The sequence below is a fragment of the Microbulbifer variabilis genome, assembly GCF_056232115.1.
In genome coordinates, this window is sequence record NZ_CP174325.1 from 1,059,367 (window position 1) to 1,072,366 (window position 13,000).

The following is a 13,000-nucleotide window of genomic DNA, read 5'->3' on the forward strand; positions in this document are numbered from 1 at the left end:
GGTAAGAGTAAAGAAAACGTGGGCTTTCTTTACCTGCCTGAAGGAGCCTGGAAGACAACGGATTTACAGGGTAATTCCGGTTAAGTTACTCGGTAAATATTTCAAGGTTAAGTTGTTGTGTAGATTGTCGAGTAAGTTAACTTATTGTGGTGATTGTCAGCCTCACAATCTGTTCAGCTGACACAGAGTTTTGAACACCCTCAAACTTTGCGACAGAACCACTTAGTCGGTATCAAATGTACAAGTGTAACTAAAGCAGATTGCCCCACCCACTCTTCGCTGGAGTGACAATAGAAATTCAGGGATTTCTACGACTGCAGATTGCTCCGCGGATGAAATTGATACAAAAAAATCACAAATAGCCGTTGTTGGTGCAGAAGCTACAAGGTTTTCCAGCAACATTACCTTTGTTGACTCATCAACAGGTAACCGAAGTACTTTTTGACTTCTATCCCTATGATTCGAACCAGACCTAAAGTTTATCCCAGACAAAAATCTACCCGCCAATTCAGAGAGCTCAACCTCAGAAAGCCCAATAATTCGAAAAGAGCACTTAGGCTTCAAAGACATGGTTATATCCCCTTGTATTCTTTAGCTACATCCCGTAACACATCGTATGGCAAAGTATCTCCGCCCCTATAACCGTTATCAGGTTTCCACTCTTCTAAAAAATCACCGAAATCATCTCTATCGTCGATCCCGTACTCTTTACAGATATCATTTAACTGTTTCTTTTCCCGCTTTTGTTTATTTTGTTTTTTAGTTGGATTAAAAATTTCATCATGTTCTTTGGGGTGCTGAGTTCTGTGCTCGGTGTAAGTATTTTTTTGTCGATTTTTTTTAGCTTTATCAAGCCAATCTGGAAATAAACCGAGGGGGTCGAAATAACGCAATGGATTATTTAATACGTAAGAGTAAGTATTTATACCACCTCTCAGACCGATAGGATCACTCTGCAAGTACCGTCCTGTAATGGGTTCATAATCCCTAAAGTAGTTGTAGTAGTGCGGTGCTTCCTCCCCCTTGATCTGTCCAGGGAAGCGCAAATTGACTTCAACCAGGTTAAAGTCACCATCCGGATCAGCGTTGGGCTCCGCTTGTCCAAACGCATCGCTGTCCCAACGCCACACAATCGCGCTGTCATTTGTACCAATACGCGGTGTATTTAAGTGATCACTGTGCAGGTAGGTAAGTGTTGTGCTCTGTACCTGCCCCGCACTGAGGCGCGTTTCGATCTGGGCAACGGGCATATCGCCGAGGTAGATATAGTCTATTTGACGGTGGACGGCTCCGCCTGCACTGAGATTGGTTTCGCCCAGGTATTGACCTGTTAGGCTGTAGTGCAACAGGCTGTCTTCAGCCTTGTCGGTACGCACTCTCTGGCCGATGGCGTTGTAGTAGTAGGTTCCTTTTAACGTGCCGTCTTCGCTGTAGGTCTTGAGGCGATTGGCGTGGTTATAGGTGTACTCATAGGCTCCGTCACCACTGCTGATGGTGTTACCGGCGTCATCCAGTTCCCAGGCCTGTCCGCCTTTTGCTTTGAGACGGTTGGAGTTGCTTTCATAACCGTATGTGGTGCCTACCGGTGATTGACCACTTTCGGTAAACGTCTGCTGGGTGCGGTTGCCTACCAGGTCATAGGTAAAGGTATCCTGGCCTGCGGTAAAACTGCCATCGGTTAGGCGATAGAGGTCGTCATAGATAAATACCTGGTTCTTACTGCTGTCCAGGTTGTCAGTAATGCCGGTGATATTACTTACCAGGTCATAGGTATAGGTCTGTGACTGGATATTGCCTATACCACTGGCATCAATCGATTGCAGGCGGCCATCTTGGTCGTAACCATAGCTCTGGGTAGTACCGTTGCCGTACTCCATAGAGCCAATGCCCATCATGGAATCGTACTGGATATTACTGAGAATCGTCTGGGCCTCGGCCTCGGCGTTGTCCTGTATGGTGACTTTGGCAATACGACCGAGTGCACCACGGATGTAGCTGACAATACGTCCAGAGGGATAGGTGATACTGGTTACCCGTCCTTCGCTGTCGTAACCGTACCCGGTTGTGAAATCCAGCCCGGCAATCGTATCGCCCTGCTGAGTAATTCGGCCCAAGGCATCATAGGTCAGCACGGTGGAGCCGGCATCGTTGCTGTAGCCGGTCAGGCGCCCGCGGCCCTTATTGCCACCTTCGATACTGTCGTAGGTAAAAGTGGCTTTTTCGCTGGGACTAGCGGGATAGTCGATGCTGGTAAGTCTATTTAATGCATCGTAGGTCAGTTTGCTGACAATACCGCGGGCATCGGTGCTGGAGGTCAGGTTGCCGGCAGTATCGTAGACGTGGGTGCTGGTACCGGTATCCGGGCTTACCAGCTTGAGGAGGTTGCCAGCCAGGTCATACTCATACAGAGTACTGTTGTTGCGAGGATCGATCACCTCGGTGATACGGCCTGTCGCGTCGTAAGCAAACTTAGAACTGGCCGCCAATCCTTCGGCATCCTCAATACTCTCTGCCAGCCGACCCAGGCCGTCGTAGCGGTATTGGGTTTTAACACTGAGGGCGTCGGTGAATAAGGCCAGGCGTCCCATACCATCGTAGGTGTAGCTGGTCGTTTGCTGCTCGGCGCCCAATCTTTGCTTCAGGCGATTGAGTTGATCGTAAATGCCGCTAGAAGTCTGCTTAAGATTTCCATCCCGATCTACAATCTCTGTTTTTAGATGATTACCCTGTGAATCGAGGGTGTACTTAATTTTACTGCCTTCAGCATCCTCTACTTGAGTGAGGCGATTGCGCTGGTCATAGCTAAATACCAAGCTATTGCCATCTGACTCGGTGACCTTGGTTACGTTTCCGCGATCATCGTAGTCATAAAGCGTAACGATATCGTCGTCGCTACTGTTGTCATCGGAACCGAGTTGGGTCTCCTCAAGCAGCCAACCACGGGGGTGGTAGCGATAGTTAACTCTAAGATCGTTGGCATCGAGGGTTTGCGTCGGCTTACCGGTAATATCGTAGGAGAGAAACTCTTTCGTGTGATCGAGCGGATCGGTAATCTTTTTGAGATCCCCCTTGCGGTAACAGTTGCCACCGGTATCACAACCACTCTGGTCGATGTTGTCGTAATAGGTAAAGGTTACGATGTCCTGCACATCTGTGCGCGGGCCGTCAATTTGTTTGACCAGGGCGCTATCTGGGCAACCGGCTTCGCCGTTACAGTAAGTCAGGGTGGTAACAGCATCGGTGTTGTCGTCCTTGCGCTGTTTGATCGTAGCGATATTGGTGGGTATACCTTGAGCGTCGCGCACAAAGGTATATTCCGTGCGGAATACCTTGTCGGGATCCTGACTGGAAACCTGCTCTTCACTGGCTAACCAACCATTATCATAGGTCCAGCGCTGGGTAATGAGTTCACCACTCGCTAAGGTGGTGCTGGCACTGGTCTTCTGCGCTTGGCCGTTATAGGTGTAATCGGTGGCCGTGAGCAGGGTTAAGTCATCGCCCTGCTTTTCCCAGTTTTCGGTGCGGATACGGTCTTTATTATCGTTGTAGACTTGACGAAATTCGTTGCCGAGGGCATCGATGCGCTTTTGCAGGTAACCCGCTTCATCGAATTCATAGGTGCGCTTGCGGATATCGAGCACGGCACCGCTGGCACTCTTGACCGTCTCGGTGATCTGGGTAGTCCCAATCTCAACGTAATCCAGCTCAATAACATTCTGCCCTTCGATCTGCTTGATCACGCGGCCATCATCGTCGTAGGTGTTGCTTACCCAGACGGCGCCGGCACCTTGCTGCAGACTGCTGATGCGGTGTGCATCGGCGGGGTCTTCGTATTTAAAGCTGTCCCGGTAATTATCGAGCCCTGAAACCTCAACCAGGTTGCCGCGGGTAGCGCTCTGCCACTCGTCGTGGCGGTAGTCGATACGGCGGCCGTCGCTGGCAATGACATGAGTCAGACGCCCGCTCTGCTCGTTATAGAAAAACTCCACTGCAGCACCAGTGAAAACACCATCTGCACCGAGTTCCTCAATGCGAGTAAGGCGCGGCTGATAGGCCACTACCATTGGCTTACTCGGGTCGATGCTGTAGGGCGAAGTGCCAGTTAGTGGCAGGCGCCCGCGCTCATCGTAACTCAGTCGATGGCGCTGGCCTTTGCGATTAACAACCGCTACCAGGCGGCCATCTGCATCGAATTCGTCGCGCTTGCCGTTAGCGTAGGTAAAGGTGTAGCTGCCATCACCGTGTTCTTTCAGGCTTCCCTGGGGGGCGTCCCGCGGGGTGACATAGGCACCACCGGTAAATACAAAGGTATCCCGACGCCCGCAGCCGGAACGTATAAGTACGGAGCCATCCGGGTACTCAAACAGGCGACGGTCATGATCGAAGGCCCAGCCGTAGCCGAGGGCATTGTCGAATTCCGAGCGGCCGTCAAAACGGCGCACCAGGCGGATGGGATAACTGCTGCCGACTTCGAGGTCGGTATTGATCAAGTAAAAAATCCCATCGTAGGTGCGGATGGGGTCACCCTCGGAACTGCAGTCACTGTCACAGGAAGCACTGTCACTGCGCTCACAGGGCGGTGGCTCCGGTGGGCCAGGAGGGGGATCACCGGCGGAGTCGCCGCCAAAGTCGTGTGCCACCGCTGTGTGCATCAGCAGGCTCGCACAGAATCCGACGAGCACAGTGTGAAGCTTTCCCCAACTGGTCATGCTGTAATCCTTTTTCTTCTTTGTGGCGACTCATGGGCCGCATCAATTTTTTACTGCGATCGCCTTAAATAGCGATGCACGCAGCGACACCGGTGTGCCGACTGCGCTTAACACACTCTGTAAGAGGTGTCGGGTATTCAGTGTTTACTTTGTGCGCGGTATTGGGCGTAAGCCTGGTCGGCTTTATCCTGTTGCCCCAACTGTTCAAGAGCCTGACCGCGGCGCAAGTGGATCTCTGCCCGACCGGGGTCCACCGCAACGGCCAGGTCGTAGGCTTCCAGAGCCTGTTGCCACTGTCCCCAGGCTCTCCACAAACTGCCCATGAGTAGCCAGCCCTCAACATTTTCGGCATCGCGATCTAATAGCAACTCAAGTTGTTGGTGGCATCGCTCTAACTTACGGGTGCGGTAATAGTGATTTGCCAGCATCAATAGCTGTTCATTACTGCGCTCAGCGAGGCGGGTGTATTCAATAGCTTTAATTCGTTTGTGATAACTCTGCTCCGCTGCCTGTGCGGGCGAGAAAAGAGCGACAGCCAAAAACAGGAAAAATACTTTCATGGTGATAAATTCCTTTTTTTCTTATTTGCCTAACGTACAGGCTCTGGAGATTTTGGTTGTACCCAGACTTTTAAGGTTGCTGTACCGAAATTGCCTTCATAACCCCGTACATTCACAGTGATAAAATGCTCTCCCTCACTGACCCGGCGACTGTCCCACTGCCAGGTCATCGGCAGAAAACCCACTTCATTTTCAAAGGCAAAAATGCCGTCCACATAAAAGACCGGTTCAAAGCGCTGTGCCAACAAACGCTCGCGGTCTTTCTGCGCAACATCCAAGCGCAGTGGCACCTTGCCGGAAACCAGCCAGCGGCCCTCACTATCCCGCTCGGCTTCAACACCGAGGGTCAGGCTAGTTTCAATATCGCCGCGGCTCTCTAACGGCTGATCGGTGTGGTGGTACATACGCTTGCTGCGCTGACGCTGTTTCACTTTTTCACGCTGGTTATCTGCAGGAAGGTCGGCAAAGTTAACTCGCTGTGGCTTGCTCCCTGCAAACAGGGTATTTTCTGCTAGCCCATAGGCAGTAATGGCGAGATTCAGCTGAGGGTGTTCATCGATTTTCAATACCTGGGACTCGTCCCAGCCGTCCCAAGACTCCGCTTGCGCACCAGCGGGGCGCGGTGCCCAATCGAGCAGGGTACGCAGCAGCGGCCCACCTTCTTTCAAGCCGACGCGAATACTCACCCGTGCAGGCTGACTCAGGTGGTAACGAATTTGACCGGTCTCTTTATCCCAGTGTACATCCCTGACCTCGACAATCTCACCGCCACTCAAGTCGGTCAAGTCATGGGTGACACTACGCACATCCGTGGAGGCATTTAGGGTGTAGCTGTAGGCCTCTGCCGGCACCGGGCGCCCGCGCAGATCTAAACCATCCCAGCTCAACTGTTGCTGGCCGGCCTCGACTTTTCCGGCATCCACTACACGCACCAGACGATCGCGACCATCGTATAGTTTCAGGGCAACAAGCGCGGGCTCATCCAGGTTAAAACGGACACTCGCTTGCTCTCCACGAAGCGGGTCGAAGACCTGGTTCTCCACACTCACTTGAGTGATTTCCAGGGCCTGCGTAGCCACACTCGACAGTGCCAAGGCTGCGCTATAAGAGAAAAGTTTTACCCAGTTCGATCTGCTCATACTTCGTTTACCTCACTGATCTCGCTGGCCCGACATCGCAGTCGATCTATTAGTTTTTACTGAGACCTGTGCAACCCGCTGGAGCGGGGCCCACACAGGTTGACGTGCTCCCGCCTCGCTTTGGGTCAGCGCCCTAACACTTTTTGTGGCAAGGTCGTACAGCCAGATATTCATACTCCCGCCGCGGGTTGAGTGGAATACCAATTGATCCCCTCGCGGTGACCAATTCGGGCGCGCATCCAGGGCTGGATTCTCGGTAAGGCGCTCACTGCGACCATCGAGTTGACGCAACCACAGTTCATAGTTGCCGGAGCGATTGCCAGAGTAGGCGATGGCACCATCGCCGCGTACCGCGAGATCGAAGTGATAAAGTGCACCCACGGTGAGCTGTTCGGTCTTGCGCGCCGCGACATCGACCTTCCAGATATCGTGCACCTGGCCACCATTACCTGATAGGAAATACACCGCCTTACCATCTGCCGACCAACTGGGCTCATGCTGTAAACGCGGCATTGAGGTCAGTTTGTCCAGCTTGTTACTGGCAAACTCGTACCGATAAATATCGTTGTCATCGATACTGCTGGAGGTACTGAGTGAGAAGGTGAAGCTATCTCCAATAGGGCTAACCACCGCATCCAGAATATTGGGCAGCGGCGCTTCAATCTGAGCCAGTGCTTTGTTGCGAACATTCAACCGGTACAAGCGACCATCGTGCAGATTTACCAGCAGATGGCGCCCATCCGGATACCAAGAGATACGTGATACATCCGCACCGAACCGGGTTAACTGCTCGCCAGAGTCAGTCTCGGTGTTCGTGTGCCACACTTCCCAGTAGCCGTCGGCTACGCCCAGATAAGCAATATCATCGGCAGCCCCCAGCTGCGCGACGCAGCTGAAGCAAAGCAAGAATACCCACCGACTTATTTTTTTTATAAACATCGAACTTCTATCTACTCAGCGATACAGATTCACAACACCACGATATAAAGTGCTCTCACCACTCTCCGGCGAAGTCGCCTGGATAGCAAAGATATACGCACCTTCATCACCGACCAGCACCGCATTGGGGTCGGATTCGTTATAACCACGCCACTCCACTTCGTGTAACAGCGCATTGCCCTCACCATCCTGAGCACTCATAAGCTGCTCATCAACCAGCACAATGGCGGAGGGGTGATTGGGATCGACAATGCCGGGCGGCAGTAGGCTAAAGGTGACAACGGCATTGGTACTGACCTGATAGGCCATGCGTGTTAACTGCTCGTAGCTGTGGCTGACCCGATAGGGATCGGATTTTACTTCGATATTGGGGGCTGCTGTGGTACCGCTGATATGCGGCGCACCACGGACGAGATAAATGGCGGTGCTGCGAAGGGGTTTAGGGGCAGGGTAATAAATTCCAACTTCAGATTCGACAACATGGCCCTCCGGATCGCGCCCGTCCCAATAGAGCCAGTGCTGGCCCGTGGAATAGAACACATCTTCGAACACATAGAAGGCGGATTCGCCACTCGGGATGACCTGCATGCTCACTAGGCTCGGATCTCTTACATTAACAGAAATTTTATAGAACTCGTTGGCGTAGACATCATAGCCGGCAGGCACGGAGCCGGACACGCTGCCCTCACCAATAGGTTGTGGCACATCGTAGACGAAGTCGTCGAATCCGTCGCTGGCACGCAACACGACGCGATATAAACCCTCGGCTTGTAGTGCGTTTGAAGTATCACGTCCATCCCAGGATATTGGATATTCGCCAGCTTGAACAAAGTTTTCGGTGGCCTGATAAACAAGTGAATCGTCTGCATGCCGGCGGATTTCAGTGGTCACGCTGGCAGCGCGATTTAAGTAGAACCCACCTTGCGCCTGCTCACCATCCAATGGAGAAAACTTTGTCGTTGTCAGAGTCACATTACTGAGGCGCACTGCGATTGGGCTGGAGGTCGCCTCCCGGTAGTTGCTGAAATCCACCTGCGGAGAAGTGCTTGCGGAATTGTAAATTTGCCTCACTATTGATAACTCATCCGCCGTGCCCCACCAGTTGTCAGTGACGTCCAGACTGACGTTTGTGGGATCACCAAAATCGGTAGTGTAGAGATCGTATTTTTTATTGCCGTAGAGGCTATTGCCGGTGACGACCGGTTGGGGATTATTGGCCGCACTACCATCCCCTTTTACGAATATACCGTAGTTGTTGAGGGAGATTTCATTGCCGTCACCAATCTGGGGATTGCTGCCAGCACGCACATAAATACCGCTTGTATTAAAACGGAACAAGGAATTGCGCACGATGCCCTGGCCGCCGTTAAAGTCGAGGCCGTACTCGGCGCCCTCTACGCGAGCGTAATCGAAATTGACATTGCCGCCAGCAATTACCTCAATGCCATACCACTCTCCAGGAGCAGGAATTATTGAGGGCGGTGAAAAGACCACGCGAGAGGTTGCGTTGCCCCTAGTAACCAAGGTACCTGCCACCTGCAGTTTCTGATTCGGCGCTGCGCGTAAAATGGCACCGGCTTCCAGTGTCAGAGTCACTCCGGGCTCCACCACTAGGCTCTGCAACATCAGATGGCGGCCGGCGGGCAGAACGGTATCCTCTGCAATCGCCCCTAATAAAGTAAGACCATCATATGCGGGCTGGCCGTTCAAACCATCCAGGTAGCCACCGTAGTTCACAAACGGTAAGTGGGATTGGCTACTATCCGTCCTATCGTATATTTTCTGAGCAATTGAGCCAAGGTTATCGGTACCCCACCAGTTGCCCCTAGCGTCCAGACTGATCGAGAACTGATAGTTAAAATTTACGGTGTAATAGTTGTGAGAGTTATTGTTGTAAAGACTGTTGCCGGTCACTACCGGTATTGGGGTCCGCGTCGCATAAGTGAGATCCCCCCTAGCATAAATGCCATATTTATTGCCGGTAATTACATTGCCACCGCTAATCTGTGGGTCACTGTTCCAATGGACGTAGATCCCGTTAGTGCCGCCGCGAATCGTGTTGCCGGTAATTTCCGGGGCGATATGCGCTCCGGCAGATTCACCATAGGTATGAATGCCGGTGCTGTTATACAAAAGCTCGGAGTTGCGCACCGAGCCATCACCACCGTTAAAGTAGATACCGTTTGTAGCACAGTGAATCTCGGCGTATTCAATTGTCGCCACTCCTCCAGCAGCCACTTCGATGCCCTGCCAATCTGAGCGGCTTGAATTTGTGTCATTGCAGGCGACAGCTGTGGGCTTAAAGGAAATCGGCGAGGTCTCGCTCCCCTGTGCCGTTAATACACCCTCAACCAGTAATGGATAATTACCAGTAAACTGGAGTGCGGTACCCGCACTGATACTCAGAGTTGCACCCGCAACAACTTCCACCGAGCCGAGTACTAAATAGCTAGCTTCGGACAAGTATGTATCTTCGGTGAAATAACCAAGCAGCGCCTCTCCCGCATAGGCCGGCTCTCCCTCTGGACCATTGAGAAAACCTCGGTAATCCACAAACGGTAGGTGGGATGAGCTCTTATCCGTCCTATCGTATATTTTCTGAGCAATTAGATCAGGGCTATCGGTACCCCACCAGTTGCCCCTAGCGTCCAGACTGATCGAGAACTGATAGTTAAAATTTTCGGTGTAGTAGTTGTAAGAGCTATTGTTGTAAAGACTGTTGCCAGTCACTACCGGTATTGGGGTCCGCGTCGCATAAGTGAGATCCCCCCTAGCATAAATGCCATATTTATTGCCGGTAATTACATTGCCACCGCTAATCTGTGGGTCACTGTTCCAATTGACGTAGATCCCGTTAGTGCCGCCGCGAATCGTGTTGCCGGTAATTTCCGGGGCGATATGCGCTCCGGCAGATTCACCATAGGTATAAATGCCGGTGCTGTTATACAAAAGCTCGGAGTTGCGCACCGAGCCATCACCACCGTTAAAGTAGATACCGTTTGCAGCACAGTGAATCTCGGCGTATTCAATCGTCGCCACTCCTCCAGCAGCCACTTCGATGCCCTGCCAATCTGAGCGGCTTGAATTTGTGTCATTGCAGGCGACAGCTGTGGGCTTAAAGGAAATCGGCGAGGTCTCGCTCCCCTGTGCCGTTAATACACCCTCAACCAGTAATGGATAATTACCAGTAAACTGGAGTGCGGTACCCGCACTGATACTCAGAGTTGCACCCGCAACAACTTCCACCGAGCCGAGTACTAAATAGCTAGCTTCGGACAAGTATGTATCTTCGGTGAAATAACCAAGCAGCGCCTCTCCCGCATAGGCCGGCTCTCCCTCTGGACCATTGAGAAAACCTCGGTAATCCACAAACGGTAGGTGGGATGAGCTCTTATCCGTCCTATCGTATATTTTCTGAGCAATTAGATCAGGGCTATCGGTACCCCACCAGTTGCCCCTAGCGTCCAGACTGATCGAGAACTGATAGTTAAAATTTTCGGTGTAGTAGTTGTAAGAGCTATTGTTGTAAAGACTGTTGCCAGTCACTACCGGTATTGGGGTCCGCGTCGCATAAGTGACATCCCCCCTAGCATAAATGCCATATTTATTGCCGGTAATTACATTGCCACCGCTAATCTGTGGGTCACTGTTCCAATTGACGTAGATCCCGTTAGTGCCGCCGCGAATCGTGTTGCCGGTAATTTCCGGGGCGATATGCGCTCCGGCAGATTCACCATAGGTATAAATGCCGGTGCTGTTATACAAAAGCTCGGAGTTGCGCACCGAGCCATCACCACCGTTAAAGTAGATACCGTTTGCAGCACAGTGAATCTCGGCGTATTCAATCGTCGCCACTCCTCCAGCAGCCACTTCGATGCCCTGCCAATCTGAGCGGCTTGAATTTGTGTCATTGCAGGCGACAGCTGTGGGCTTAAAGGAAATCGGCGAGGTCTCGCTACCCTGTGCCGTTAATACACCCTCAACCAGTAATGGATAATTACCAGTAAACTGGAGTGCAGTACCCGCACTGATACTCAGAGTTGCACCCGCAACAACTTCCACCGAGCCAAGTACTAAATAGCTAGCTTCGGACAAGTATGTATCTTCGGTGAAATAACCAAGCAGCGCCTCTCCCGCATAGGCCGGCTCTCCCTCTGGACCATTGAGAAAACCTCGGTAATCCACAAACGGTAGGTGGTATGAGCTCTTATCCGTCCTGTCGTATATTTTCTGAGCAATTAGATCAGGGCTATCGGTACCCCACCAGTTGCCCCTAGCGTCCAGATTGATCGAGAACTGATAGTTAAAATTTACGGTGTAATAGTTGTGAGAGCTATTGTTGTAAAGACTGTTGCCGGTCACTACCGGTATTGGGTTCCGCACCGCATAAGTGACATCCCCCCAAGCATAAATGCCATATTTATTGCCGGTAATTATATTGCCACCGCTAATCTGTGGGTCACTGTTCCAATTGACGTAGATCCCGTTAGTGCCGCCGCGAATCGTGTTGCCGATAATTTCCGGGGCGATATGCGCTCCGGCAGATTCACCATAGGTATAAATGCCGGTGCTGTTATACAAAAGCTCGGAGTTGCGCACCGAGCCATCACCACCGTTAAAGTAGATACCGTTTGTAGCACAGTGCACCTCGGCATAGTCAATGGCCGCCGTAGCCCCTGCGACAATTTCAATTCCCCGCCAATCTGAACGTTGGGTACTGGTGCCATTACAAGATTGCGTCGATGGCTTAAATTGAACTAGCTCTTCGCTGAACCCCACCACCTGCAAATGCCCAGCAATAATCAACTTGTGATTACCATCCACAACGACTTCAACCCCCGGCTGAATCCAGAGGGTGATATTTGCTGAGATATTCAGATCGTCATTGAGGACATAGGGGGAGCCATCGCCTTTGGTCCACACCAGAGTATTGGGCAGATCCCCGGACCACTCCCTTGCTAGGGTGTTGGTGTAGGAGGTAGCCACGCTGTTCGAGGCAACGCTTTGCCCTGCGTCCGTCTCAGCAATCGCATAGATGGCATTGTCACCATCTTCCAAGGGCACCCAGGTAGAGAAGACACCACTGTCATCGGCATTTATGCTTCTTGTTACCCGACCATTCACAAAAAAACTGACGGTTGAGCCCGGCTCTGCAATGCCACTTAGGGTGATCGGATTTGTCTGACTATCTGCAGTGGGTGGATTCAGTAGCGGGGCCACGATATCACTGCGCACCTGCAGCTGGGTACCAATGTGGTCTGCCTCCCCGACAGGGGCATATTGAATGTTCTGTAGATTAGAAGTCTCTGCAGAAACCGTGTTCAGAGCACGGATACGATTGTCACCGGCAGCCAGCGCCACAACCAGTGCAAACTCACGGGTTGCATTGCTTCGCGTTTGTGCAACGGTCGTGCCATTGAGCTCGATATCAATGGCTTCGTTGGGCTGCGCTGAAAGCCCACTAATATACAAGTCGGGCGAATAGACTCTTTCCGATACCGGGTAAAGCAGGACTTCTGCCTGAGTGCCGACGGACAACCCTGCGATAGACATCCAGAATACGGCCAGTAGGCCAGCTTTCGCGAGCTGCGCAACCCCGGTAAAGAAGCTGCGCCGTGTAACCTCTCTTAATCGACCCTGGATCATTCCATCA

General features: G+C 51.9%; 5 protein-coding genes. All 5 read right to left on the bottom strand.

Translation table 11 applies throughout. From position 1 onward, the window contains the following. Positions 1–572 precede the first annotated feature (572 nt). Positions 573–4,709 carry an RHS repeat-associated core domain-containing protein gene (locus ACJJI7_RS04580; RefSeq protein ID WP_444902555.1) on the bottom strand — a complete coding sequence of 1,379 codons (4,137 nt, stop codon included), beginning with the start codon at positions 4,707–4,709 and terminating at the stop codon, positions 573–575. Between the two features lie 137 nt (positions 4,710–4,846). Then, positions 4,847–5,269: a tetratricopeptide repeat protein gene (locus ACJJI7_RS04585; RefSeq protein ID WP_444902554.1), complete on the bottom strand. Its 423-nt coding sequence runs from the start codon at positions 5,267–5,269 to the stop codon at positions 4,847–4,849. 29 nt (positions 5,270–5,298) lie between these two features. After that, on the bottom strand, positions 5,299–6,408 hold the full coding sequence (locus ACJJI7_RS04590) for a FlgD immunoglobulin-like domain containing protein (RefSeq protein WP_444902553.1): 1,110 nt from the start codon (positions 6,406–6,408) through the stop codon (positions 5,299–5,301). A gap of 12 nt (positions 6,409–6,420) precedes the next feature. Next, a complete protein-coding gene (locus tag ACJJI7_RS04595) occupies positions 6,421–7,314 on the bottom strand; it encodes a TolB family protein (RefSeq protein WP_444902552.1) in 894 nt (297 codons plus the stop codon). Positions 7,315–7,362: 48 nt separating this feature from the next. Beyond that, complete coding sequence (locus tag ACJJI7_RS04600; RefSeq protein ID WP_444902551.1) at positions 7,363–12,993, bottom strand: FlgD immunoglobulin-like domain containing protein; 5,631 nt, start codon at positions 12,991–12,993, stop codon at positions 7,363–7,365. Positions 12,994–13,000: the final 7 nt, after the last annotated feature.